Consider the following 26,276-nt stretch of genomic DNA (forward strand, 5'->3'; position numbering starts at 1 on the left):
GCTAAGGGAGTGGGGAAAATGAAGAACTGGAAAATAGGTTTGCGGCTTGGCTTTGGCTTTGGCTTGATATTGTTTCTGCTGATCGCCGTTGTTGCCATCAGCATCAACCGCATGGGCAATCTTGCCAATGACCTGGACGATATGGCCAATCGCCGGGCTGTGGTGGTCAAGCTTGCCAATGATCTGATCGACTCCGTCAATGCCAGCACCATCGCCATGCGGGACGTCATTCTCTATACCGATGAGGCCGGTATCACGCAAAGCCGGGCGGTGTACGCCAAATCGGTCTCCGACTTCAATGCCACCATGAAGAAGCTGGAAGAATTGACCATCTCCGAGGGCGGCAAAAAACGCCTGGTCACGCTGAATGAACTGAGCGTGCAAACCGAACCGATAGAGAAGGAGGTCTTGCGCCTTGGCGGTGAAAACAAGAATGCCGAAGCCACGGTCATGCTGCATGGGCCGCTCAAGGCGGCACAGGACAAGCTGCAGTCCACCGTCTCCGAATTCATCGAGTTTCAGATGGCTGCCGCAGCGGAAAAATACGATGAGGCCTACGCCAATTACCTGTTCGCCCGCAACCTGATGATAGCCGTGGCGGTCATTGCATTGCTGATAGGCATTGTGGCGGGTTGGATGATTACCGGCTCGGTAGTCCAGCCCATACGCCAGGCCGTGGCATTGGCCGAGGGTGTTGCCGCCGGTGACCTGACCCAGAAGATAGAAACTGATCGCAACGACGAAACCGGTCAGTTGATCAAGGCGTTACGCTCCATGAATGACGGTCTGCTGCAAATCGTGGGTGATATACGCACCAGCGTGGAGACCATCAACACGGCCTCGCAGGAGATTGCCGCTGGCAATATCGACCTTTCCCAGCGTACCGAGGAGCAAGCCGCCAGCCTGGAAGAAACTGCCGCCAGCATGGAGGAACTGACCTCCACCGTAAAACAGAATGCCGAGAATGCCCGAGAAGCCAACCGCCTGGCCGAAGGCGCCAGCGGCATTGCCCAGAAGGGTGGCGAGGCTGTGGGCCAGGTGGTCACCACCATGGCCGAGATCAACGAATCGTCCAAGAAGATCGTGGACATCATCGGCGTCATCGACGGTATTGCCTTCCAGACCAATATCCTGGCCCTGAATGCCGCAGTCGAGGCCGCCCGCGCAGGCGAGCAGGGCCGTGGCTTTGCCGTGGTGGCAGGCGAGGTGCGCAGCCTGGCGCAGCGCTCGGCGGCCGCAGCCAAGGAGATCAAATCCTTGATCGGTGACTCGGTGGAACGCGTGACCGTGGGTACCGCCCAGGTGGATCGCGCCGGCATTACCATGGAAGAAGTGGTCGGCAGCATACGCAAGGTCACCGGCATCATGGGGGACATCTCCAATGCCTCGGCCGAGCAGAGTTCCGGCATCGAGCAGGTCAATACGGCCGTGACCCAAATGGACGAAGTGACCCAGCAGAACGCCGCCCTGGTGGAAGAAGCCGCCGCCGCCGCCGGCTCGCTGCAAGATCAGGCGCGCCTGCTGATGGAAGCCGTCAACCGCTTCAAGCTGGACGATGTACGCAGCGTACGCAGCAGCCCTGCCCCACGCCATGTTGCCAGCCGTCCAGCAACCAAGGCGGTGGGGCACAAGCCGGTCGCCAAATCGGCTCACCCCGCCGTCGCCAAGGCAGCCCAACCGGTGGCAGCGGGAAAGCATGACGACGAGGATTGGTCGGAGTTCTAATTGTCCCGCCAAGACAGCATGGCGCAGGGGGGAGCCGCAATGGCGGGTAACCCCCCCGGCTCGCCCCGCGTGCTCAATGCCGCCCGCGACTTCGCCTATACCGGGACCGACTTCCAGTTGGCCCGTGAAATGATACGTGAGCGAGCAGGTGTGGCACTGGCCGAGTGCAAGCAGCACATGGTCTACAACCGCTTGTCCAAGCGCGTACGTGCACTGGGCCTGCCCAGCATCACGTCCTACCTTACCCTGCTGCGCAAGGACGCCACCCACCCCGAATGGGAAGACTTCACCAGCGCACTCACCACCCATCTGACAGCGTTCTATCGCGAGCCCCATCATTTCGAGATGCTAAGTGAACTGCTGCACGCGCGCGGGCGAGAGCCCAGTCGCATCTGGTGCGCGGCAGCATCCACCGGAGAAGAGCCCTATACCATTGCCATGACCGTAGCCGAGGCCTATGGCCGTTTTGATACCCCTGTGGAGATCGTCGCCAGCGACATCGACATCCGGGCGCTGGCCCATGCCGAACAAGGCATTTATTCGCTGGAGCGGGTCACCAAGATGCCACTGGAGCGCATACGGCAATTCTTCCAGCGCGGTACCGGCAAGCGCCATGGCTACGCCAGGGTCTGTCCGGAACTCAAGCGCATGGTCAGCTTCATGCCCTGCAACCTGCTGGAAGCCCGTTGGCCCATCGCCGGACATTTTGATTTCATCTTCTGCCGCAATGTGCTGATCTACTTCAAGCGCGAGGACCAATACACCCTCACAGCCAGGCTGGTCAGCCAACTCAAGCCCCAAGGTGTGCTGTTTCTGGGCCACTCAGAGAATCCCCAGGGTAGCGGGCTGATACTGGAGACGGTGGGCAAGACGGCCTATCGAGCCAAAGGGCCGCGGCCATGAACGAACGCTGGCACGAAAAAGCAGCCCCAAATCGCTACTACGACAAGCACTTTGAACGCGAGGCCGCCAAGATACTGCCGGGCGAATACTACGCCACCGGCCGGGGGACCTTGCTGGTCACGGTTTTGGGCTCCTGCATTGCGGTCTGCCTGCGCGACCGCATCAATGGCATTGCCGGTATCAATCACTTCATGCTGCCCGATGGCCGTGGCGATACCGCCCACCCACTGATAGGCCTACCCACCCGCTATGGTGCTTATGCCATGGAGGCCCTGCTGAACGACATGCTCAAACTGGGAGCAGAACGTCGCTATGTCGAAGCCAAGGTGTTTGGTGGCGGCGATGTCTTGCACGGCATGGGGGCCGTCAACATAGGCAAGCGCAATGCCGCATTCATCCAGCACTACCTGCACGACGAAGGCATTCCCATTGTGGCGGAAGACCTGCTGGGGCAGCAGCCACGCAAAGTCTATTTCTTCAGCGATAGTGGCAAGGTCAGAGTCAAACGTATTACCGTGCTGCACAACGACACCATCCTGCAGCGTGAGCTGGATTACCGCGCACATCTGCAACGCGACAATATCGAAGGCTCGGTGGAACTGTTTATGCCCGATGCACCGGAGAAGCCGCGATGAAAAAGACCCTACGCGTGGTCGTGGTGGATGACTCGCCGCTCATGCGCAAGCTGCTGACCAGCATCATCAATGCCGAGCCCGATATGGAGGTCGTCGGCGCAGCGCCAGATCCGCTGGCCGCGCGCGAGCTGATCCGTACACTCTCGCCCGATGCCATCACCCTCGATATCGAGATGCCCAGGATGAATGGGCTGGATTTCCTAGACAAGCTGATGCGGCTCAAGCCCACACCGGTCATCATGATCTCTACCCTGACCGGCGCCGGCTCCGACACCGCTTTGCGTGCCATGGAGCTCGGTGCCGTCGACTGCGTGGCCAAGCCGCGCGATCTGCAGCGGGGTTTGCGCGAAGCTGGCGAAGAGATAGTCGAAAAGCTCCGCATGGCGGCCAGCGCACGCCTGAGCCTGCGCCAGCCCAGGGCCGCAAACCTTTCCGTGGCAAAGCCCGTACCTGCCATCGCTGGCGTCAGCAGCAATATCATGCACACCCGGCTGGTCGCCATCGGCGCCTCTACCGGTGGTACCCAAGCCTTGCAGACCGTCCTTTTGGGCTTGCCGGCCGAGATGCCACCCATCGTCGTGGTGCAGCATATGCCCCCCGCCTTTACCCAGCCATTCGCCAACCGCCTCAACGGTATCTGCGCTCTCACCATCAAGGAAGCAGAACATGGCGAGCGCCTGCGCCCCGGCCACGTCTATATCGCGCCCGGTGACTACCACCTTGCCCTGGAACGTGAGGCCGGCCATCTCTGCTGCAGACTACTGGCCACCGAGCGGGTCAACCGGCATAGACCGGCGGTAGATGTACTGTTTCATTCCATCGCCCAACTCAGCGCCAAGCGTACTGTGGGCGTCATCCTCACCGGCATGGGTGCCGACGGCGCCCAGGGCATGCTGGCAATGAAGCAGGCAGGCGCCTACAACCTGGCACAGGATGAAGACAGTTGCGTGGTGTTTGGCATGCCCAAGGAAGCGGTGCGCGCGGGTGCAGTGGACGAAGTTCTACCGCTGGAGGCCATCGCGGCAGGCGTATTGCGGCAATTGCGGGAGTAAATAGTACCAGCGATTGATATCGCCACCTTGCCGGCATCCTGCACCGGCTTATTTATACCTTCCAGATCAGTCATATAGCGAACATATACCACTCATCCTCGCACTGACTCAGCGCTAATCCTATGCCCCAGCAAGCTGTCTGCGGTGCGGTTTCCGACCCTAAGTCAGGAAACCGCCACCCCTTCATCAGTATGGATGATGCGTCAGCGGCAAGAGGTTGCTAGTCTGAGGCATCCACAGCAGAGACAAGTTGGTTCGGCCCTGATCGCGCATGCAAGACATGAAGCGGGCAGCATGCTTCGTTCCCTTGGACAGCGCGTCAGCCGTACAGTCAAGAGACTGTGGCATTAGGAGGATGCGCAATGGATGCAAGCGCCACGATTCAGGTGCTGGTTCGGGTATTGCTGGACCGTCCATATGTCGAGCTTTTTCTGCAGTCGCCGCGCACCGCCGCCGAGTCTATCGGACTCCCTTTGTCAGAGGACGACCTTGCAGTCCTCACATCATTACCTGGTGACAAGCTGATCAGCATCGCCGAGTTTTTTGGGCGACACCTTCGTGTCGACGCCATCAAACGACAACAAGGCGACATCAGGGAGCATGCATTGACGGGCACAACAGCAAAGCAGCATGAGCCGCAGGCAGCACACGCGCGGCTCTAGGAACTGCTTTTATCTCTGAACTACCCCAATCGGGAGGATGAAATGCAGAAATTGCTCGAAGTTCTTGAGGCCTTGACCGCCTCATCTCAGCCCGGCGGCGCACAGAAGCTACAGGACTTGGCCGCCATCCTTGATCAGCAGCAACAGCAAGGAGGTATGCGCAAGTTACAGGATCTTGCCGCCATCCTCGATCAACAACAGCAACAGGGCTCACGCAAACTACAGGACCTGGCCGCCATACTCGACCAGCAGCAGCAACAGGGTTCCCGCAAGCTGCAAGACTTGGCGGCTTTGCTTGATCAGCAACAGCAGCAAAAGGGTATTGGCAAACTAAAGGATCTCGCCGCCATCCTCGATCAACAGCAGCAGCAAGGCGGTATGCGCAAGCTACAGGATCTCGCTGCCATCCTAGACCAACAACAGCAACAAGGCGGCATGCGCAAACTGCAGGATCTCGCCGCCATCCTCGATCAACAACAGCAGCAAGGCGGCATGCGCAAACTGCAGGATCTCGCCGCCATCCTCGACCAACAACAGCAACAAGGCGGTACGCGCAAGCTGGAAGACCTGGCCGCCATACTCGATCAGCAACAGCAACAAGGCACACGCAAGCTCCAAGATCTGGCGGCATTGCTTGATCAGCAACAACAGCAGAAAGGCCTGGGCAGACTGAAAGACCTTGCTGCCATCCTTGATCAGCAACAGCAACAGGGATCGCGCAAATTGCAAGACCTAGCCGCCTTGCTTGATCAACAGCAACAACAGAAGGGACTAGGCAAGCTACAGGATCTCGCCGCCATACTTGACCAACAGCAACAGCAGGGCTCCCGCAAGCTACAGGATCTGGCCGCCATTCTCGATCAGCAACAACAGCAAGGCGGCATGCGCAAGTTGCAGGATCTCGCCGCCATCCTCGATCAGCAGCAGCAACAAGGTGGCATGCGCAAGCTGCAAGACCTGGCCGCCATCCTTGATCAGCAACAGCAGCAGGGCGGCACGCGCAAACTGGAAGACCTGGCCGCCATCCTTGATCAGCAACAACAACAGGGTGGCATGCGCAAGCTGCAAGATCTGGCTGCATTGCTTGATCAGCAACAACAGCAGAAAGGCCTGGGCAAGCTGCAGGACCTGGCGGCGTTACTCGATCAACAGCAGCAGCAAAAAGGACTAGGCAAGCTGCAGGATCTGGCGGCGTTACTCGATCAACAGCAGCAGCAAAAAGGACTAGGCAAGCTGCAGGATCTGGCGGCGTTACTCGATCAACAGCAGCAGCAAAAAGGACTAGGCAAGCTGCAGGATCTGGTCGCACTGCTTGACCAGCAGCAACAACAGAAAGGCCTGGGCAAGCTCAAGGATCTGGCAGCCATTCTTGACCAGCAGCAGCAACAGGGATCCCGCAAGTTGCAGGATTTGGCTGCATTGCTGGATCAGCAGCAACAACAAGGCCTAGGCAAGCTCCAGGACTTGGCTGCGCTGCTGGATCAACAGCAACAACAAGGTGGCGCCCGCAAACTGCAAGACTTGGCCGCCTTGCTGGATCAGCAGCAACAGCAAGGACTAAGCAAACTGCAGGACTTGGCTGCGTTGCTTGATCAGCAGCAGCAACAGGGGGGTACCCGCAAGTTGCAGGACTTATCTGCTTCACTGGATCAGCAGCCCCCCGGCGGCATGGACAGCCTCAGAAACCTGGCGGCCATCCTGGACAAGCCTCAGTAGCAGACTTCGCCAACACCCGATTCTCATCGTGAGGGTTTCGCCATGAGCACAGAAAACATGCCGGTTTGGCAATCCACTTTTCAGCCCGATGCGAGTCGGGCAGCGTTCGCCGCGATGCGGGAAGAACACTTCAAGCAGCGCATCGCATTGAGCCTGGAAACCTTGGGCGAGTGCGAACGTATCTGCCGTTCGGCAGGGCTACCGACAGTTGATCGCGAATTGATGGAAAAACTGCAGGAGGACACCTCCTTCGCTGCCAGCATCTTCGATGACCCAGTATTTGCCACCTGGCTGCGCTTCCTGCACCGGGCCGCGGCAAATGGCCGGGAGCAGGAGGTGCTGCAGCACTGCGAGAACCTGCCTGACCTGTTACTAAGGGTGCAGCAACAAGTGAGTGGGCAAGGAGAACGATATGTGCGCGGCAGCAGCATCCGCCTACAGCAATACGATATCGATCCCTATATCAAGGCAGCCACCCCGCCCACCTATGACTTCTCCCATAGCAGCCAAGACGAACTGGCTGCCGGGCACCCGCTGGGCATGCAGGCAGACTTGCTGGGCATCGCGCTGGAGCAGATAGGACGTGCCTGGCCAGAACTCAAGGAGCAGGTGCTGGATCTGGTCAAAATCATCGGCTACTTCCCCGATGCATCGTTCCGCAGTTGTTCGGCAGCACGCTACTCCGGCGTGGTGTATCTCGGCAACATGGATGAATCGGTGCTGGATATCGAAGAGTCCGTGGTACACGAAACAGGCCATCAGGTGCTGTATCGGCTTGCCGAACTCACGCCACTGACCAAGCCGGACACGCCGCTGGAGGCCAATTACGTTTTGCCCTGGTCAGGCTCCCAACGCGACTTGTTCGGCTTTCTGCACGCCTTCTACATCTATGCCTTGCTGGCGAAGTACTACTGGCGGCGGGGGCTGGAGGACCCCACTAGCGCACAGGAATGCCATCAGCGTTCGATGCTGATACTGCTGGGCTGCATGCTGGCCCTGCCCATGCTGGCATCAGAAGAACAGCTGACCGAGCAGGGCAAGTTGCTGGTGCAGGCGCTGGGCAACGATATGGCAGCACTGCGGGAGCAGGTTTTTGGTGTCTATCGCAAGGTGCAATAACGATTGCCTGGCCGGCTTGACGGGCTAGATTCCTTCTATCCCTGCAGGGGTTTGGGAGCGACGCTCATGCGGAATATGGCCGTCGCTCCCTGCTGTCCTTGTCGGGCATTGCACCGTTTTGTTGGCAGTGCGTAATCCGCTGGCATGGTCTGCATCCCGCAGCCCTGCCGGTAAACGCCTTCCACTCACAAGCACATGACAGGCTTATACGCTGGAGGCCAAGATGCCAGAACAAGCAGACTTATCCGAAACGCCAGTCAACCCTGCGGTATGGCAGGCCGAACCCACTGACTTGCGCTTCTCCGATGAATTCGCCGTCGCCATGGACGGTGAGCAAATCGTGGTGAGCAACGCCAGGACCGGTGCATACCGACGATACACCAAGCAAGCCGAGCCTGTATTGAACCAATTGATCCACTGGACCCACCTGCAGGATCTACTGCAATTTGACTTCGGCTTGGAGGATGAGGCAGAGCGCATGTCCACCTTGCTCGACATCATGAACGGGCTGCTGGATATCGGCGTGTTGATGACCCAAAAGGTAGACTGGAGTGCCGCCCGCCTAGCCGAGCCGGGCGGTGGCTGGAAAGCGGCGATGCGCTACATCAACGACACCCGGACACGGCGAGACACCATTTATGCGGTTCCTGCCGAGTTCTATGAGGCGTTGGCGCAGAAAGCCGTACTTTACCGTCAGCCATCTGCCTTCTATGAGCGGGTAGATGCCCCCTTCCGGCCGCTACCGGCACCACGCCGGGAAGAGAGCGAGGGTGCGACTTCGTTTACCAGCGTGATGCTCAAGCGACGCACGGCAAGGCGATACGCATCCGCACCGATTTCCGAAGCCGAACTTTCCACCCTGCTGTACTACAGCTGGGGTATGACTGACTTCGAACCCAACCCGCTCGGCGATGTGTTCGTCCGCAAGACCTCTCCCAGCGGTGGCTCCCTGCATCCCATCGAGGTCTACCCCATCGTTCTGAATGTGGAGGGCGTTCCGCCGGGCTGCTACCACTACTCGGTACGGCGGCATGGCCTGGAAGTGCTATCGCAGGACAACCCCGCCAGCTGGATCATCGAGGCCTGCGGCGATCAGGCCTGGGTCGCAGAGGCCAGCGTGATCTTCCTTTGCACTGCTTTCCTCCCCAGAACAGCCTGGAAATACGATTACTCCCGGGTGGCGCGCGCCGTCATGTATGAAGTGGGATATACCGGCCAATCGGCCTTCCTGACCGCGACCTGGCTCGGCCTGGGTGCTTTCACCACGGCAGCCCTCAGGGACGAGATCTTCGAGGAGATGTTGGGCCTGAACCCCGCCAAGGAGCCGGTACTATCCGTTACCGGCGTAGGCCAGCTGGAACCGGATATTGCCATCCATGCCCGGCCCAGAGCCGAAAATCCCAACGGCGTGGAGGGGTCGTGACGTGGACTCCGCCGCCGATACCGAGCTGAATGCGTGCGTCTCACTGGGCGCCCTTACCGGTACCGATCCCAAGGTACTGAGCCCACAGGTGGACGAGGCCATGCACCAGGGCCTGAGTGCCAGCCCCTGCAAGATCCTACTTTCATCGCAGCATGGCGAGCATCAGGAGCTATTGCTGCCCGATGGCAACCCAGGGCTGGGGCTACAAGGTACCCGTTGCTACATGAACCTTGAATCCGTGGTGCCCGCGCTGACCACCTTGCTAAAACCAGCCGGACTGCCGGCCTTCACGGTAGATCGCGTCAACGCCTATGTCTCACAGCCCGGTACCGGATCACCCACCCACTTTGACACGCGTACCGTCGTCATCGTCCAGTTGGTGGGCCGTAAATTGTGGATGGTGTCCAAAACACCTGCCATCGCGAACCCGCACCGCAACTGCGTCGCCGACCCGGCTCGTAACTGGGTGGACTACGACGGCACTAGGCTCACCGTGCCGGATGACTTCATTTTCGTGCTGCTCAAACCCGGCGATTGGCTGCTGATCCAAAAAGCCGCCTGGCATGCCACCTACTCGAGCGCAGGCTCCATCTCCGCTACGCTGGCCGCGCCGGCCGAGGTGGACTGATGCCCACCCCTTGCCGCCCAGCAGTTGCCCTACCGTCAGTTGCCCAACCACCGCCAGCCCTACGGCGAACCGAGGTATCAGATCATGGACTACGAAACCGCAGCATTGGGTGCCACGATGCGCTGCATGGCCCGGAAACAGGTGCGCCAGAGCCGCCTATGGGGACTGAGCGAATTGCTGGCCGGGGGTGAGCCTGACCCTAGTTTCATCGAATCCATACCACGCCAACTGGAGCGTGCCCGTCTGCTGGAACGCTACGATCTGGCACCCGTCCTGGGTGTGGACAACAATGCCAGCAGAAAGCTGTTCGAAGCCATCATCGGCACAGACGATATGCTGCCGCGGCGATTTCTTGCGCAAGGCGAGGCCGCTGCGCGTGCCGTTGGCCGCATCGTGGTCAGCATGTCCGGCAGTGGTGAGCGATATGGAACAGGTGCCCTGGTGGGCAGCCATCTGGTAATGACCAATAACCATGTACTGGATTCCAGCGCAGTCGCCAGCAATGCCGTGATAGAACTGGGTTTCTTCGAGGGCGCTCCGCAGGCCGCCAGTACCGCATGGCAGTCGTTCAGGCTACGGCCTGACTTCTTTTTCTATACCAGCGAAGCCCTGGACTTCACCCTGGTAGGGGTTGAGGGAGAAAGCGCTACCCGCACCACGGCCGACTATGGCTACCTGCCCCTGCTTTCCGCCAGTGGCAAGGCGCTGATCGGCGAACATGTCAATATCGTGCAGCACGCCGGCGGCCGCCCGCAGACCATCAGTATTCGAGAAAACGCGGTGGTCGATGTGTTCGACCAGTGGTTGCACTACACCACTGATACCGCACCGGGCTCATCAGGCGCGCCGGTCTTCAATGACGAATGGCAACTGGTTGCCCTGCACCATGCCGCAGTGCCGGTGGATTCAGCAGGCACTGGGCAGGTGGTGGTAAACGAGGGAATACGGATCAGTGCCATCTGGCAGGACCTACAGGCGGCGTTCGCCTGAGGCTTACCCCTCCCGCGTTACCCGCAGCACTTCCTCCAGCGTGGTCTTGCCAGCCAGCACATGGGTAATCCCATCCAACCGCAGGCTGCTCATACCCAGGGTACTTGCGTGCTCCCGTATGCGGGCTTCGCTGGCGCCATCATGTATCAAGTGGCGTATCTCATCGTCCACAGTCAACAGCTCGTACACCCCGGCCCGGCCTTTGTAACCCAGGTAGTTGCAATGCTCGCAACCGACAGCGTGGTACAGCGCTTGTGGCGTGGTGATACCCAGCACAGCCATCTCGGCGTCGTCAGGCGTATAGGGCTGTTTGCAGGATGGGCACAGTTGCCGGTACAGGCGCTGTGCCAACACACCGATCAGCGATGAAGCCAGCAGGAAGGGTTCGATGCCCATATCCACCATACGGGTCACTGCACCGGGTGCATCGTTGGTATGGATAGTAGCCAGCACCAGGTGGCCGGTCAGCGAGGCCTGTACGGCGATCTGCGCGGTCTCCAGGTCACGGATTTCGCCTATCATGATCACGTCCGGGTCCTGCCGCAGAATGGCACGCAGGGCGCGGGAGAAACTCATCTCGATACGGGCATTCACCTGGGTCTGGCCTACACCGTCCAGGTCATACTCGATCGGGTCTTCCACCGTCATGATATTGGTGGACGACGCATCCATCGCCGCCAGTGCGGCATACAGCGTGGTGGTCTTGCCCGAACCAGTAGGGCCGGTCACCAACACAATGCCGTGTGGTTCGGCAATCAGCTTGTGCATGATATCCAGCGTACGCCCGGCCATGCCCAGCTTTTCCAGGTCAAGCCGGCCAGCCGACTTATCCAGCAAACGCAACACAGCCCGCTCACCGTGGCCGGTCGGCAGGGTCGATACCCGCACATCCACCGGCCGACCTGCAATCCGTAGGGTAATGCGACCATCCTGGGGCAGGCGCTTCTCGGATATATCGAGATTGGCCATCACCTTGATACGGGAGACGATGGCAGCATGCAGCTGGCGCTTGGGCTCGATCACATCCTTGAGCTTGCCATCGATACGGAAGCGCACCACCGAACGGGTCTCGAACGGTTCGATATGGATATCGGACGCCCCTTCGCGCAAGGCCTCGGTCAGCAAGGCATTGATCAGACGAATGATGGGGGCATCGTCTTCGGTTTCCAGCAGGTCTTCGATGGCTGGGAGATCCTGCGCCAGGCGGCTCAGGTCCAGATCGGCAGCGACATCCTCGGCCACATCCGCCGAGTGGCTGTCCTGGCGCGAAAACAGCTGGGCCAGCTTGGCATCGAATGCGCCGCTGTCCAGCATCTCCACTTTCACGGCACGGCCCAGCAGGCGTCGCAATTCCATCAGGCCGCTGGTATCGGCGCCTTCGCGCATCAATACCTCGACCATGCCTTCGTGCTCGGCAATGTCTACCACACCACGGTTACGGGCAAAGCCATAGTTGGCCAGGCGGCGGTAGTTCATGGCTGGGCAGGCTCAGCGGCGGTTGGCTTGGGCTGCCGCACATCCAGCACCGGCAGCGAAACCGTAGGCAGGTCGGGCAACATCAGACGGCTGTCCTGTTGATAGGCACCTTGTGCCTCTTGCAGCATCTGGTAGCGGTCATTGCTGAGTGCAGCGGCACTCTTGCCGTCACGCAAAATGACGGGACGCAGGAACACCATCAGGTTGGTCCGCTTGCTTTCGCGGCCCTCGTAGCGGAACAAACTGCCCAGCAGCGGGATATCCCCCAGCAGCGGCACCTTGTTGTTCTTCTGCTTCAGGTTGTTCTCTATCAGCCCACCCAGCACAATCACCTGGCCGTCATCCACCAGCACCTTGGAGTCTATGGTGCGCTTCTTGGTGACAAAACCGGTGCCGGAGGTCGAAATGCCGTCATCGATGCTGGAAACCTCCTGCGAGACTTCCAGGGTAATAGCACCGCCCTCGGATACCTGCGGCCGTATCTTCAGCTGTATACCCACGTCCTTGCGTTCCACCGTGGTGAACGGGTTTTGATTGGCGCCGGTGGAGGACTGCGTCCCGGTAATGATGGGGATGTTCTGGCCCACCAGTATCTTGGCTTCTTCGTTGTCCAGCGTCAGCAGATTGGGCATGGACAGCACATTACCGTCGCCATTGGCCTCGATCGCCGTGGCGATCATGCCCAGGGTCGGTGTCTTGCCGCTGCCATCCAGGCTGCCATTGACCAGGCCCAGCGACAGGCCCAGCGGCAGATTGGCGTAGTTCTTGCTGCCAACGGCAGTAGCGATGGCACCCAGGGTATTCGATGCCTTGTCGGTACCCAGATTGCCCAGGCCTATGGCGTTGACCTTGCTGCCACCGCCACCGACCAACCATTGCACACCGAATTCGCCCGCCTTGGTCACCGAGACTTCGGCAATCATGGCCTCGACATAGACCTGCGCACGGCGCGCATCAAGCTTGTCGATCACCGCACGGATGTTATTGAAGATGTTGTCGGGCGCAGTCACGATCAGCGCATTGGTGGTGGGGTCAGCCTGGATGGCCACCCCCGGCGAAACCTGTCCACCACCACTGGCCGCACCCCCACCCGCACTGGCCTGAGGCGCCGCGCTGGGCACACCGGTAGCCGAACCACCGCTGGCAACACTGGTAAAACCGCTTGGCGCTTGCTGCGGCACATCGCCGCCAGTCAGGATGGCCTTGAGCGTCGCGGCCAGCTTGGTGGCATTGGCATTCTTCAGGTACACCACATGGATATTGCCGCCGGCGGCGCTCTGCACATCCAGGCCATCGACGATGCGCTTGATCTGCGCCAGGTGCGCCGGATTATCGCCACGCACGATCAGGGCGTTGGCGCGGGTATCCGCCACCACCGTAGTTTTCTTCACACCTTCGAGCTGCGCGCCGGGTATCGCAACCGCCGCCACGCCCGCCACACTGGTCTCCGGCATCAGGCGGCCTATCATCTGCGCCACATCCAGCGCTGATGCGTACTTGAGCTGCAGGGTGACCAGATCGTTACCGGCAGGCTGGTCGATATTGGCGATAATCTGGTTCAGGCGCTTGATGTTATCGGCGTAGTCGGTAATCACCAGCACGTTGGACGCGGTATAGGCGGCAATCGAATTATTGGGTGTCACCAGGGGCCGCAGTATGGGTACCAGCTGGGCAGCCGATTCATGCTTGAGCGGATAGATCTGGGTGATGATGCGGTCACCGCTCACATTCATCTTCTGGTTGATGGTGATGCCATAGTTCTGCTTGGCATCGGCCTCAGGCACGATGCGCACCGCACCAGGGGTCTCAACCACGGCAAAGCCTTGGAGACGCAGGGCCGAGAGCAGTATCTCGTAGACTTCCTTCTGCCGCACCGGGCTGGAGGAAACGATATTCACGGTGCCCTTCACCCGTGGGTCCAGTACGAAGTTCTTGCCCGTGATCAAGCCAACAGCCTTCACGGTCGATTCGATATCCGAATTCACGAAATTGAGCATCACCCTGTCATCGGCCGCCATGACTTGCGTAGCCAGCATTAGGGCGAGGGCAACTGTCTTGATTTTCTTCATGAGGAGGGGAGGCTCTCGATACGGAAGCGCAGGCTCATATGGGTGCCATTGCGCAGGATGTCGACGGTGATATTGGGGGCGCGACTGAAAGCGCCATAAAGCGCCGAGATGTCGCCAGTACGATTAAGCGGTGCGCCATTTACCGCCTGTATTACATCGCCGCTCTGCAGGCCCAACGGGCCGGCCAGTGGCTGTGCTGCGGCATCTTCCACAGCAATACCATTACCGTTAGGGGCATCGGCCAGGCCACGGGCCCAGTCGGCCACGTTCAGGCTCTGCATGCCAGACATCAAGGCCTGACGGCTCAGGATGCGCTCATCGCCGCCACGGATTTCGCCATTGGGCGGCAACGCACGCATGGGCGGCGCTTCAGTAATCAGATTGCCGTCCATCTGTGGCGGGGGTGCATCGGCAGGCAACACGCCGCTGGCCGCCGGCTTGGCGTCCAGATCCATGCGCTCCAACCGGCCACGGTTGTCCAGCACCACATGGTCGGTGAAAACTTCCTTCAAGCGTATGCCGCCTTCCAGCTCATCACCCAGCCGCACAGCCAGTGCGGGCATGCCAGGACGCTCGAACACCGCAGCAGCCGGATCGGCATTCGCAATCACACCGCGCAACTTCATATTGAGAGTGGAAGGCTGAATATCGCCAGTATTGTTGCTGGGGCCGGCAAACAGGCCATTCAAGGCCGATGTATCCAGCGTGGGCGCCTGCGCAACAACTGTGGCGGGCGCCGCCACAGGCGGCAAAGGACGGGGCGAAAGCACCAGCCAGATCAGGCCAGCCAATAGCCAGGCCACGACCAGCAGCAGGGCCGCATTGATACAGCGGTAGAACCAAGGCGTAGCGGGTAGAGAGACAATCATCCGGGCAGGCTGGAAACGGTTCTGAAACAGGTTGCGCACTATATACAGCGTGCGGGAGCCGGCATTTATATCAGCAAGCCCGGCCAGCCGCCATCGCAGCGTCATCTTGTTGCAGGAGTGTTGACACATCCCGAATCGCCATGCTTTAATCCGCCCCCTCGCTGCACGGCACAGCCCGCAACGAGACAGCAGCAGAACAGCAGTCGTAGTTTAGGAGTGGTAGTTCAGTTGGTTAGAATACCGGCCTGTCACGCCGGGGGTCGCGGGTTCGAGTCCCGTCCACTCCGCCAACTTATTCAGGGTTATTGCCAGGCAGTTTCGCAGTAACCCGGTCAAACAGCGAAAGACTTGACGCGGTTTGATCAGGCGTGATTCAATGCGCGCCTTTCCGAAATCGGGAACAACAGATTTCGGGCGGTTAGCTCAGGGGTAGAGCACTGCCTTCACACGGCAGGGGTCACTGGTTCGATCCCAGTATCGCCCACCAAGTCAGTGTTGATAGCCGCAAGGCTTGATACATAGGAGTGGTAGTTCAGTTGGTTAGAATACCGGCCTGTCACGCCGGGGGTCGCGGGTTCGAGTCCCGTCCACTCCGCCAACAATGCAAAAGCCCAGTCGCAAGACTGGGCTTTTTGCTTTTCCACGCCTGCGCAACCGCTACTGACCTCTTCAGCGCATCCAGGGGAGCCACATGGCCATGGCCGCGACGGCAATACCCACCAGCATGGCCAAACTCATCACCGCCAACAGCCCGGCAACCACCCAGCGCCCTCTGGCTTTGGCGCGGGACTGCGCGTAGAAAACCGCCTCCAGCACGGCCAAGGGCAGCAGGTAGTTGGCAAAAGCCAGTACATCGAGTGTCGGCCCGGTGCCCGTATCCGGGTCGAAACCAACCGGGCCACCACTGGCTATCACCCAGAACATCAGCGCCACCCTGAAGAACCACACCCCGCTCACCACCATGAACAAGCGCAAGGCCCAGCGCCGATGTGCCTCGATATTGCGTCGCCACCCCTCGCGCCAAGCCTGGGCGCCAAAGAACAAGATCAGGCAGGCATTGAGTGTCAATCCCAGATGCAAGGGGAGCGCACCGGCCCTACCCTGCACCCAGATCAAGTAGAGCCCTGCCCCCGCAACCGCCAATGCCGCCAGGACATAGACGCGTCCATTCCAGCGGTGCAAGGCTGGCAAACGGCGCCGCAACCAAGGCAGCAGTTGCAGCAATCCACCGGCAATCACCACGGCCGCCAGCATCACATGCAAGCCCATCATGACATTCGCCAAGGTATCGCCAGGCACATAGCCACGGGGCACCACCTTGTTCCAGACTTCGAACTGCCCACGCAAGGCATGCCCCACATAAAACAGCAGCAGATAGGCCACAAACAGCAACTGGCCCAGCAGCACGATGCCGTAACAGGCGCGTACAGACCAATCCAGGGCGCGCCGCGACAGCATGTCTGCCCGCCGTCCCATGGCATGGTGTTGCTCGACAGGTACCGTGACGGATGCTTCCAGGGTCATGATGCGCTCCCGCAGGGGTCAAGATAGCCAGCACTATCGGACCCCAGCTGCGTGAAATACAGGTGCATAGGACAGAGCGCAGAAAGCGTGAACTGAAATGCAGCAAGCGCCGATACACCGCAGCCTGCCCGCGAATTGGCGCTGCTGCTTGAAGCCCATGATCCACCAAGGTCGCCCCGTACCTGAACCCACAGCCATCTGCGCAGCCATGGCTTGCCTGCACTAGGCTTTGCCCACTCATGCCTCTCCCGCCACAATGAGGGCATGTCTAAGCGCCACCTCCCCTCTTTGCATGGCCTGCGTGCCTTCGAGTCCGCCGGCCGTCACCTCAGCTTCAGCCGGGCAGCCCTTGAATTGTCGGTCAGCCAGAGTGCCATCAGCCACCATATCAGGCAGCTTGAGGACGAGCTGGGTACGCCACTGTTCGTACGCCGCACCCGCGCCATCGCCCTGACACCGGCAGGCACGGTGCTGCTGGCCCATGCCAGCCAGGCCCTGGATCTGCTGGCCGCCGGATCCCGAGCCGCGCGGGAAACCCAGCGATGCCAGTTGCGCGTCAGCCTGCTGCCCTCATTTGCTGCCCATTGGCTGGTGCCACGCCTGCCACGCTTTCAGGCAGCACATCCTGATATAGAAATTATGCTCGACCCGGCCCTGGTCAAAGCCGAGGTAGGCCCAGGCGGCGTCGATCTAGCCATACGCTATGGCCAAGGAGACTGGCCCGGCAGCGAAGTGCAACTGCTGCTGAGGGAACAGCTGACGCCCGTCTGCAGCCCTGCCTACCGCGCCACACTGCCTACGCTGCTGCATCCGGCAGACCTCGCGTCCTGCCCCAGGTTGACCTCTCGCACCCGTCCGCCATCAGAATGGGACAGTTGGGCCAGCTTGACCGGCACTGTGCTGCATGGCCCGTTGCATATGCTGACCGACTACAACATCGTGCTACAGGCCACGCTCAACAGCCAGGGCATTGCCATGGGCCGCCTAGCCATGCTGGCCGATATTCTGGCCAGCGGCCAACTGGTGCCGTTGATGCCCGATATCGTGGCACGCGGCGAGATCGCCTATTGGTTGCTCACCCACGGCAAGCGATCACCTGCATTAACCGTGTTCTGCGACTGGCTGCTGGCAGAGGCACAGCAGACGACGCAACGCATGAGCCAGATAGATACATAAGCCGCAAACTACGCGTTTGTCTGCCTACCACGCCACACCTAGCATGGCGCCTGTCATCCACACAGGAACACCACCATGCCCAACCTTGCACAACGCCTGGCCGTGCTGTGCCTGAACCCACCGCCGCCCACCCAGCCCTCATCTGAGCACTATGTATCTGCCGTACAAAGCGGCAACCTGCTGTTTGTCTCCGGCCAACTGCCCAAATGGGGTGATGCCCGCTTTTTGGGCCGCCTGGGCGAACAGTTCAATCTGGCCGAGGGCCAGCAGGCTGCCGAACTGAGCGCCCTCAATGTGCTGCAACAACTGGATCAGGCATTGCAGGGCCGGCTGGAAAGGGTCAGCCGCATCGTCAAGCTCACGATCTTTGTTGCTGCCACAGCCGATTTCACGCAGCACAGCCAGGTTGGCAATAGCGCCTCGGCCCTGATGGTCACCCTGTTCGGCGAGGCCGGCCAACACGCCCGGACCACCGTAGGCGTCGCCAGCCTGCCACGCGGCGCGGCCGTGGAGATCGAGGCTATCGTCGAACTGCACCCCACCACCGGACAGACATCATGACCTTCATCCATCTCAAGGTACGCGCTGCCATGCTGGTACATGGCTACGATAGCCAGCAGCAGGAAATCGTCGAGCATGCCGCAGCCACCGAGTTTGCCGAAAAACTCATACGCATCGAGCGCATCCAGTCGATTACCGAACGCTATCTGCTGGTCACCGGCGCATTCGGGCGGATGATGTACTGGGAGTACGCGGAGGATTTTGCAACAGTCAAACAACGGCTGGATGCGGCTGGGCTACTGCTGGACGCCGATTGAGTTCGCGCTACGTGTCTACGCCGTGGAATGGGGCTATCCTTGTTTACCCACAAGGTAGCCCCCTCTACACCAGACCGAGATCCCAGCAGTGGAAAACGCCCGTTTATTCTTCGAGCAACTGAACCGCGACTACCTGAACGTCCACAAGTCCAAGGAAGACCTGTTCTGGACGACCTATATGGCCACCAGCGACGATCACGCCGGTTTCGCCCAGGCCGAAATGGCCTACAAGTCATTTATCTCCGACCCTGACAGGCTGCTCGCCACCCGCCAGCACTTAGCCGCAGTCGAGCAGGCACCAGCAAGCGCAGCGCGCGACGCCCTGCTGCATGGGCTCCAAGGCTGGGTTGCCCTGTTCGAGAGCAATATCGTCGACAACGACCAGGCGCGGGAACTGATGCAGCAATTGGTCGAAGCCGAATCCACCCTGTTCAGCCGGCGCAAGGCGCTGGTGCTCAAGCACATCAACGAACAGGGCATGGAAGAAGAAGCCACCCTGTCCTCGCTGGCGACCAATATGTCGCTCAACCCGGTCGAAGCGCGCCGCCAGTCCTCGTTCGCCGCTTTCCGGGGCTTGGAAGAATGGGTATTGGCCAACGGTTTTCTCGACATCGTCAAGCTGCGCAATCGTTTTGCCCAGGCACTGGGCTACCGCGACTACTTCGACTACAAGGTCCGCAAGAACGAACAGATGTCCAGCGAGACCCTGTTCAACATACTGGACGACTTTGTAGCCCGCACCGAAACCGCCAACGCGCGCGCGCTGGTCGAACTGAAGGCGGCCAAGGGTGAAACCGCCCTCGCCCCATGGAACCTGCGCTTTCACATGAGCGGCGATGTCGTCAGGCAGATGGATCCCTACCTGCCCTTCGGCCGTGGCCTGCTGCGCTGGGTGGAGAGCTTCCGCCGGCTCGGCATACGCTACCGTGGCGCCACCCTGCAGCTGGATCTGCTGGATCGCAAGGGCAAGTACCAGAATGGCTTTTGCCATGGCCCCATCCCCACCTATTACAACGAGCAGGGACAGTGGGTGGCCGGCCAGATCAACTTTACCGCCGAGGCCAAGCCCGACCAGGTAGGTAGCGGCTGGCGCGCACTCACCACCCTGTTCCATGAAGGCGGCCACGCGGCGCACTTTGCCAATGTGGCACAGAACTCCCCCTGCTTCTCGCAGGAGTTCGCCCCCACTTCCATGGCCTACGCCGAAACCCAGTCCATGTTCTGCGACAGCCTGCTGGATGACGCAGACTGGCTCAAGCGCTATGCCCGCAATGCAGCGGGCGAAGCCATGCCGGATGCCTTGATCCACGCCCGCATCGAATGCAATCAGCCCTTCCGCGCCTTCAGTGAGCGCAGTATCGCGGTGGTTTCATACTTCGAATCGGCGCTATACCAGTTGGACGACGCCAGTCTGACCGCAGAGACCGTGCTGGCACTGGCCCGCAGCACAGAACAACGCATCCTGGGCGTGGAAGGACCTCGCCCCCTGCTGGCCATCCCCCATCTGCTCAACCAGGAGTCTGCCGCGGCCTATCACGGCTACCTGCTGGCCAATATGGCGGTCTACCAGACACGCGCCTACTTCCTGAACCGCTACGGCTACCTGACTGACAACCCTGCCATCGGCCCCCTGCTGACCCAGCACTACTGGGTGCCGGGCAACAGCATCAACCACAACGCTACCCTGCTCAGCCTCACCGGCGAGGGCTTCTCGGCACGCTATCTGGCGGATGACTGCAATATGACCGTAGCGGAAGCCTGGACTCAAGCCCAGGCCACTATGGCCGCCGCCGCAGAACGTCAGTACCCGCAGGACTACCCCGACAATCTCGATGCCCATATCCGCATCGTGCATGGCGCCGAGGTACTGGCCGACAGCAGCGAGTCCGAAGCGGCCATGTGCCAGCAATTCGAGCGTTGGGTGGGCGAGCACTACGCCGCGCCAGTTCACTAACGGTAACGCAAGCAGCGCTTGAACGCAGTAACCCTGAAGGGCGGATCCCCAATCCGCCCTTCCGCAATGAATCATAATTTTTCAAAGCTTGACTCATGATCGCCCCCTATTCCGTCAGCCATCCTACGGCGCCCCCGACCCGCCCTTACAGTCTTCCTATACTCGCCGCGTTCTGTATCACTATCGCCGCATTGGTTGCAGTGGTGATGCTGCTGACAACAGGCAGGGCCTCGATGCAGCTCTTGTTGTCGGGGCCATCCTTTTCCCTGCCTGTCATTACTCAGTACATCCAGTACGGTGCAATTTTTTATGCGTTCTGGTGCGCCATAAGAAGGCAACACAGCCCTGCAAAGCCTTTGATGCTGGCGGCCTTGATGACAGTTCCTGTTGCCATGCTTCAGCGCTATGACTTGATCAGTATCGGAGCACAGCCAGTCATCCTGGTTGCTGCACCTATAGGATTGGGCCTGATGGCACTTCTCGCGCTGGTCTCTTGCATTAGGCAAGCCAGGAAATTGCGCGAACGCCAAGGCCAACCGAAGGAATAACCGGCCTGGTTTTGAGCCCCGCACGATTTGCCATTTGCGCCACCTGTGCGCAGGACATCCCTCCAACCAGCAACAGCGCCAAAGCATGAGCCAGCCCACCTTGATACTCACCCCTCGCTACACTGAAGACGCGCAAGCGCTCTGGCGAGCGGCCAACCAACTGGGCTGGCATGTTGAGCGCCTAAGCAGTTGGCGTATCCCCGAGACCTACCTGTCTTTATTCGAGCCCGTGCTTTACCTGGAAGCCTTGTTTGGCCCGACACTGGCCGAGCAAATGGGCGTGACGCTGTTGAATCCGCCTGAGGACTGGCTGGTTGGGCTGCCAGACCGCTATCGAAAACGTCAGATAACCGTGACCTCCCTGGGTGTCGCCAGAGATCGAACCGAGCCTGCGTTCATCAAGCCCCCTAACGACAAGAGCTTTGTTGCCAAGGTCTATACCGGCGCTGACTTGCCCAGCGATCTGCCAGGGGAAATGTCGGTACTGGTCTCCGAAGTAGTCACCTGGGAAAGTGAGTTCCGGTGTTTTGTCCTGAACAGACAACTCCATACCTATTCCATATACGCTCGCCTAGGTGAGCTACAGGATGAGTTGGGCTATCAAACCACGACCGAAGAGCAGCTAGCCCTGGAACACTTCATGGCTGAGTTGCTGCTAGACATGTCGGTGCCTCTACCCGAAGCTATCGTCGTCGATGTGGGTTACATCCAGGGGCGTGGGTGGGCATGCATAGAGCTCAATGCTGCATGGGGCGCCGGCATTTACGGTTGCGATCCGGTCCGGGCACTCGCAGTAATCCGATGCGCCTCCCAGTCCCGGCAAAGTTGTAAAGCCGTGGAATAGTCCACCAGGCTGTGGCAGCCGACATCAGACCTTTTGCTTTCAGCAAGGCAGCAAGCAGCGAACCCCGCTAAAATCGCGACTTGCTTGAATAACCTTGTGTATCCATGTTTCCTGCCCAGCTCGACCTCGCCTTACAAACCTGCCTGCTCCGCGATCACCACGGCTTGCGCCAGAAGGCGCGCAACCTGCGTGAGCGCAGCAAGCAAAAGCAGCCTGTCGACAAGCAGGAAACCGAGCTGAACCAGGCCATCGCACTATCACAGGCCAAGTATGCGGCCCGCCTGGCGCGGCTACCCAAGCCCGAGTTTGACGACTTCCTGCCGGTCAATCAGCGACGGGACGAGCTGCGGGCAGCCATCGCTAGCCACCAGGTGGTCATCGTCTGTGGAGAAACCGGCTCCGGCAAGACCACCCAGCTACCCAAGATATGCCTGGAGCTGGGACGGGGCGTAGCCGGCCTGATCGGCCATACCCAGCCACGCCGCCTGGCAGCGCGTACCGTGGCCACCCGTATCGCACAGGAGCTCAAGACCGAGATCGGCGACACCGTAGGCTACAAGGTGCGCTTTACCGACAAGTCCTCCGAGCTCAGCCTGATCAAGCTGATGACGGACGGCATCCTGCTGGCCGAAACCCAGACCGACCGCTATCTCAGCCAGTACGACACCATCATCGTCGACGAGGCGCATGAGCGTTCACTCAATATCGATTTCCTGCTGGGTTTTCTCAAGCAGTTGCTGCCCCGCCGGCCCGATCTCAAGGTCATCGTCACCTCTGCCACCATCGATGCCGACCGTTTCAGCCAGCATTTTGACGGCGCACCGGTAATCGAGGTGTCCGGCCGCACCTATCCGGTGGAAGTCCGCTACAAGGAGCTGCGCAGCAAGGATGAAGATGACGCCGACCTGGAGATGGAAGAAGCCGTGGTCGATGCCGTGCAGGAGCTGTGGCGCCACGATGGGGCGGGCGATGTGCTGGTGTTCCTGCCCGGCGAGCGCGAGATACGGGAAACAGCCGAAGAACTCCGCCGTGCCAAGATCATGGGCGCCGAAATCGTCCCACTGTTTGCACGCCTGTCGGTCGAGGATCAGCAAAAGGTCTTCAGGCCCAGCAACGGCCGGCGCGTGGTGCTGTCCACCAATGTGGCGGAGACATCACTGACGGTGCCTGGCATCAAATATGTGATCGACTCCGGCCTCGCCAGGATGAACCGCTATTCGCCGCGCGCCAAGGTGGAGCAGCTGCAGATAGAGAAGATCTCCCAAGCCAGCGCACGCCAGCGCGCCGGTCGTTGCGGCCGGGTAGCCGCCGGTGTCTGTGTACGCCTTTACGCAGAGAAGGATTTCAACGCCCGCCCCGCCTTTACCGACCCGGAAATTCTGCGCTCCTCCCTAGCCGCCGTCATCCTGCGCATGCAGGCCCTGCGCCTGGGCAAGGTGGAGGATTTCCCGTTTCTGGAAGCACCCTCAGGCCGCCTGATCGCCGATGGCTACGCCCTGCTGCACGAGCTGGGCGCGGTGGATGAGCAAGGGGTACTGACCCGCCTGGGCCACGAACTGGCCCGCCTGCCCATCGACCCCAAGATAGGCCGCATGCTATTGGCAGGCCGCGATGAAGCCTGCCTGCCGGAGCTGTTGATCATCGCTTCGGCGCTCAGCATACAGGATCCGCGTGATCGCCCCTTCGAGGCGCGCGATGCCGCCGACCGGGCCCATGCCAAGTTTGCCGACGACAAGTCCGACTTTGTCAGCCTGCTCAACCTCTGGCATTTCTTTGAGCAGGCGCTCAAGCAAAAGCAGTCCAATCGCCTGCTGGTGCAGGAGTGCCACAGCAACTTCCTCAGCTATCTGCGCATGCGTGAGTGGCGCGAGCTACACAAACAGTTGGCCGATATCGTCGAGGACATGGGCTGGAAGGCCAGTACCGCACCGGCCCCCGCCCCTGCAGCAGCCAAGGCCGGTGTGCCTGAGCTACCCAAGAAGGCGGAAAAGGAGCGTGCACAGGCCGCACAGCAACAATACGATGCACTGCACCGCGCCTTGTGCACCGGCTTGCTGGGCCAAATAGGCATGAAGCAGCCGGACGAGGACGAATACCTGGGCGCCCGTGGCATCAAGTTCGCGGTCTTTCCAGGCAGCGCGCTCAAGAAGGCGCGGCCCAAGTGGGTGGTTAGCGCCGAGTTGGTTGAAACCACCAAACTCTATGCCCGCTGCGTGGCGGCCATCCAGCCGGAATGGCTGGAAAAACTGGCCAACCACCTGGTCAACCGCGATTACTTCGAACCGCATTGGGAAGAAGGCATGGCCCAGGTGGTAGCCAGCGAACGCGTCACGCTCTATGGCCTCCCAGTAGTGGCCAGGCGCAAGGTGCACTATGGCAGCGTCAACCCGGTCGAAGCACGCGAAATCATGATCAAGGAGGGCCTGGCCGGGCGTCGCTTCAACACCCGCGCGGCCTTCTGGCAGCATAACGAGAAGCTGATCAGCGAGATCGAGGAACTGGAGCACAAAGCCCGCCGCCAGGACGTGCTGGTTGACGAGCAGGTGCTGTTCGACTTCTACGACCAGCGTATTCCGGCAGACATCGTCAATGGCCAGGGCTTCGATGCCTGGCGCAAACAGGCCGAGAAGGAGCAGCCGCAACTGCTGTTCCTCAGCCGCGACGACCTGATGCGCCATGCTGGCGAGAGCATAACCGAGCAGCAGTTCCCGCCCACCCTGGTACTGGATGGGGTGGTACTACCACTGGCGTACCGCTTCGAGCCCGGGCATCCGCTGGATGGCGTGACCGTGCAACTGCCCCTGCACCTGCTGAACAAGGTCAATGGCGCTGCATTCGACTGGCTGGTGCCAGGCCTGATACGCGAGAAGATCACCCATCTGGTGAAATCGCTACCCAAGAGCATACGTCGCCTGTGCGTGCCGGTACCCGAGTTCGTAACCCGCGCAATGGTGACGCTGGACAAGGCCGACCATCGCGCGCCCTTGTTGCCGCAGCTGGCACATGCAGTAGGCAGGGGCATAGGCCAGCCCGTCAGCATCGATGAATTTGATCAGGATGACCTGCCAGGGCATCTGCGCATGAACATCCGGGTAGTCGATGACGCCGGCCAGGAACTGGCCATTGGCCGTGATCTGGTGGCATTGCGCACCCAGCTGGGCGAGGCGGCGCAGATGACCTTCCGCGAGGTGGCTGCCACACCGGCGACACCAGCCACCAAGCCAGGCAAGGGCAAGGCCGCCGCCCCGGACGAGCCGATTAAACCGTCAACCCATGGCCCGGCAGTGGAGAAGGACAATATCAGCAGCTGGGACTTTGGCGACCTGCCCGGCAAGCTGACCTTTGAGCGCCATGGCGCCAAGCTGACGGGCTACCCCGCGCTGGTACCCCACGAGGCCGCCTGTGCCATACGGCTGTACGATACCGAAGCCGCGGCCGAACAGGCTCATCGTGCCGGTGTGGTGAGGCTGATGCAGCTGGAGCTGAAGGAGCAGGTCAAGCAACTGCCCAAGTGTTTTGCCAACTTTACCCAGACAGCGCTGCTGTTACGCAGCATGGCAGATTCTGACAGCCTGATGGACGACCTGGTGGCCTGCGTCTGCGACCGCGCCTTTATCGGCGACGATGCGCTGCCGCGCAGCAAGAAGGAGTTCGACAACCAGAAGCAACGCGCCAAGACACGCCTGCCAGCCGTACGCGATGCCGCATATCGGGTGCTGCAAGAGGTCGCCACCGACCAGCAGCAGTTGCAGGCTCTGCTGAGCAAGCCGGTACGGCTGCAAAGCGAGCTGAAGCAGCAGCTATCACGCCTGGTCTACAAGGGCTTTCTGGCTGCGACGCCATGGGAGCAATTGCCCCATCTGCCCCGCTATCTCAAGGCCATCAAGTTGCGGCTGGAAAAATACAACGCCAATCAGGCGCGTGATGCCCAGCGTGGCGAAGAACTTGCCGTGCTGTGGGCGCGCTGGGAAAGTGAACAGGAAAAATGGCGCAAGCTGGGCCGCGATCCGGCCCCGCTGGCGCCATTCCGCTGGATGCTGGAGGAATTACGGGTAGGCCTGTTCGCCCAGGAGCTGCGTACCCCCTACCCGGTATCGGTGAAGCGGCTCAACAAGATCTGGGAAGACCTGATCAAGCAATAGTAT

21 protein-coding genes, 3 tRNA genes and 1 pseudogene are annotated in these 26,276 nt (G+C 60.4%); 21 read left to right on the forward strand and 4 right to left on the reverse strand.

Going from position 1 to position 26,276, the window contains the following annotated elements:
- Positions 1 to 18 precede the first annotated feature (18 nt).
- The 11 genes and pseudogenes from QWZ03_RS21055 to QWZ03_RS05085 form a co-directional block, all read left to right on the forward strand.
- A pseudogene (locus tag QWZ03_RS21055) lies at positions 19 to 555 on the forward strand (MCP four helix bundle domain-containing protein); the annotation flags it as partial.
- 30 nt (positions 556 to 585) lie between these two features.
- Entirely contained in the window at positions 586 to 1,725 is a 1,140-nt protein-coding gene (locus QWZ03_RS05040; RefSeq protein ID WP_441302634.1) for a methyl-accepting chemotaxis protein, read from the forward strand.
- Positions 1,726 to 2,628, forward strand: coding sequence for a CheR family methyltransferase (locus tag QWZ03_RS05045; RefSeq protein ID WP_290331741.1), 903 nt, complete (start codon positions 1,726 to 1,728; stop codon positions 2,626 to 2,628).
- Positions 2,625 to 3,263, forward strand: a complete 639-nt coding sequence (cheD, locus tag QWZ03_RS05050; RefSeq protein WP_290331742.1) for a chemoreceptor glutamine deamidase CheD — start codon at positions 2,625 to 2,627, stop codon at positions 3,261 to 3,263. The genes QWZ03_RS05045 and cheD overlap by 4 nt, the downstream gene beginning before the upstream one ends.
- The gene (locus QWZ03_RS05055) at positions 3,260 to 4,315 is read left to right on the forward strand and encodes a protein-glutamate methylesterase/protein-glutamine glutaminase (protein ID WP_290331743.1); all 1,056 of its coding nucleotides are present in this window, start codon (positions 3,260 to 3,262) and stop codon (positions 4,313 to 4,315) included. Before cheD ends, QWZ03_RS05055 begins: the two co-directional genes overlap by 4 nt.
- Before the next feature lie 362 nt (positions 4,316 to 4,677).
- Positions 4,678 to 4,977: a hypothetical protein gene (locus QWZ03_RS05060; RefSeq protein ID WP_290331744.1), complete on the forward strand. Its 300-nt coding sequence runs from the start codon at positions 4,678 to 4,680 to the stop codon at positions 4,975 to 4,977.
- Between the two features lie 42 nt (positions 4,978 to 5,019).
- Positions 5,020 to 6,693 carry a coiled-coil domain-containing protein gene (locus tag QWZ03_RS05065; RefSeq protein WP_290331745.1) on the forward strand — a complete coding sequence of 558 codons (1,674 nt, stop codon included), beginning with the start codon at positions 5,020 to 5,022 and terminating at the stop codon, positions 6,691 to 6,693.
- A gap of 42 nt (positions 6,694 to 6,735) precedes the next feature.
- The gene (locus QWZ03_RS05070) at positions 6,736 to 7,812 is read left to right on the forward strand and encodes an aKG-HExxH-type peptide beta-hydroxylase (protein WP_290331747.1); all 1,077 of its coding nucleotides are present in this window, start codon (positions 6,736 to 6,738) and stop codon (positions 7,810 to 7,812) included.
- Positions 7,813 to 8,035: 223 nt separating this feature from the next.
- Complete coding sequence (locus QWZ03_RS05075; protein WP_290331748.1) at positions 8,036 to 9,235, forward strand: SagB family peptide dehydrogenase; 1,200 nt, start codon at positions 8,036 to 8,038, stop codon at positions 9,233 to 9,235.
- A 1-nt stretch (position 9,236) separates the two neighbouring features.
- Positions 9,237 to 9,863, forward strand: a complete 627-nt coding sequence (locus tag QWZ03_RS05080; RefSeq protein ID WP_290331749.1) for a JmjC domain-containing protein — start codon at positions 9,237 to 9,239, stop codon at positions 9,861 to 9,863.
- Between the two features lie 84 nt (positions 9,864 to 9,947).
- Positions 9,948 to 10,853, forward strand: coding sequence for a trypsin-like serine peptidase (locus tag QWZ03_RS05085; RefSeq protein WP_290331750.1), 906 nt, complete (start codon positions 9,948 to 9,950; stop codon positions 10,851 to 10,853).
- 3 nt (positions 10,854 to 10,856) lie between these two features.
- Here QWZ03_RS05085 and gspE read toward each other — a convergent pair whose 3' ends face one another.
- The 3 genes from gspE to QWZ03_RS05100 are packed head-to-tail and all read right to left on the reverse strand — an operon-like array spanning position 10,857 to position 15,306.
- Entirely contained in the window at positions 10,857 to 12,329 is a 1,473-nt protein-coding gene (gene gspE / locus QWZ03_RS05090) for a type II secretion system ATPase GspE (protein ID WP_284197507.1), read from the reverse strand.
- Positions 12,326 to 14,398: a type II secretion system secretin GspD gene (gene gspD, locus QWZ03_RS05095; RefSeq protein WP_290331751.1), complete on the reverse strand. Its 2,073-nt coding sequence runs from the start codon at positions 14,396 to 14,398 to the stop codon at positions 12,326 to 12,328. Before gspD ends, gspE begins: the two co-directional genes overlap by 4 nt.
- Entirely contained in the window at positions 14,395 to 15,306 is a 912-nt protein-coding gene (locus tag QWZ03_RS05100; protein ID WP_290331752.1) for a type II secretion system protein N, read from the reverse strand. The genes gspD and QWZ03_RS05100 overlap by 4 nt, the downstream gene beginning before the upstream one ends.
- Positions 15,307 to 15,480: 174 nt before the next feature.
- Between QWZ03_RS05100 and QWZ03_RS05105 the strand changes: the two genes are divergently transcribed.
- From QWZ03_RS05105 to QWZ03_RS05115, 3 genes are all read left to right on the forward strand, one after another.
- A tRNA-Asp gene (locus QWZ03_RS05105) sits at positions 15,481 to 15,557 on the forward strand.
- A gap of 122 nt (positions 15,558 to 15,679) precedes the next feature.
- Positions 15,680 to 15,754: transfer RNA gene (locus QWZ03_RS05110), tRNA-Val, on the forward strand.
- A 34-nt stretch (positions 15,755 to 15,788) separates the two neighbouring features.
- Positions 15,789 to 15,865, forward strand: a tRNA-Asp gene (locus QWZ03_RS05115).
- A gap of 71 nt (positions 15,866 to 15,936) precedes the next feature.
- On the opposite strand, the gene QWZ03_RS05120 is transcribed toward QWZ03_RS05115, so the two are convergent.
- Positions 15,937 to 16,791: a DUF2306 domain-containing protein gene (locus QWZ03_RS05120; RefSeq protein WP_290331753.1), complete on the reverse strand. Its 855-nt coding sequence runs from the start codon at positions 16,789 to 16,791 to the stop codon at positions 15,937 to 15,939.
- A 264-nt stretch (positions 16,792 to 17,055) separates the two neighbouring features.
- On the opposite strand from QWZ03_RS05120, the gene QWZ03_RS05125 reads away from it, so the two are divergent.
- From QWZ03_RS05125 to hrpA, 7 genes are all read left to right on the forward strand, one after another.
- A complete protein-coding gene (locus QWZ03_RS05125) occupies positions 17,056 to 17,967 on the forward strand; it encodes a LysR substrate-binding domain-containing protein (protein ID WP_290331754.1) in 912 nt (303 codons plus the stop codon).
- A 75-nt stretch (positions 17,968 to 18,042) separates the two neighbouring features.
- A complete protein-coding gene (locus QWZ03_RS05130) occupies positions 18,043 to 18,528 on the forward strand; it encodes a RidA family protein (protein WP_290331755.1) in 486 nt (161 codons plus the stop codon).
- Positions 18,525 to 18,785 carry a hypothetical protein gene (locus QWZ03_RS05135; protein ID WP_290331756.1) on the forward strand — a complete coding sequence of 87 codons (261 nt, stop codon included), beginning with the start codon at positions 18,525 to 18,527 and terminating at the stop codon, positions 18,783 to 18,785. Before QWZ03_RS05130 ends, QWZ03_RS05135 begins: the two co-directional genes overlap by 4 nt.
- A gap of 88 nt (positions 18,786 to 18,873) precedes the next feature.
- Positions 18,874 to 20,739, forward strand: coding sequence for a M3 family metallopeptidase (locus QWZ03_RS05140; RefSeq protein WP_290331757.1), 1,866 nt, complete (start codon positions 18,874 to 18,876; stop codon positions 20,737 to 20,739).
- Between the two features lie 95 nt (positions 20,740 to 20,834).
- On the forward strand, positions 20,835 to 21,287 hold the full coding sequence (locus tag QWZ03_RS05145; RefSeq protein WP_290331758.1) for a hypothetical protein: 453 nt from the start codon (positions 20,835 to 20,837) through the stop codon (positions 21,285 to 21,287).
- 85 nt (positions 21,288 to 21,372) lie between these two features.
- Positions 21,373 to 22,131 carry an ATP-grasp domain-containing protein gene (locus QWZ03_RS05150; protein ID WP_290331759.1) on the forward strand — a complete coding sequence of 253 codons (759 nt, stop codon included), beginning with the start codon at positions 21,373 to 21,375 and terminating at the stop codon, positions 22,129 to 22,131.
- A 104-nt stretch (positions 22,132 to 22,235) separates the two neighbouring features.
- Positions 22,236 to 26,273 (forward strand): ATP-dependent RNA helicase HrpA, encoded by a 4,038-nt coding sequence (gene hrpA / locus QWZ03_RS05155; RefSeq protein WP_290331760.1) that lies wholly within the window; start codon positions 22,236 to 22,238, stop codon positions 26,271 to 26,273.
- Positions 26,274 to 26,276: the final 3 nt, after the last annotated feature.

The sequence above is a fragment of the Chitinimonas viridis genome (assembly GCF_030409555.1).
GTDB lineage: Bacteria > Pseudomonadota > Gammaproteobacteria > Burkholderiales > Chitinimonadaceae > Chitinimonas > Chitinimonas viridis.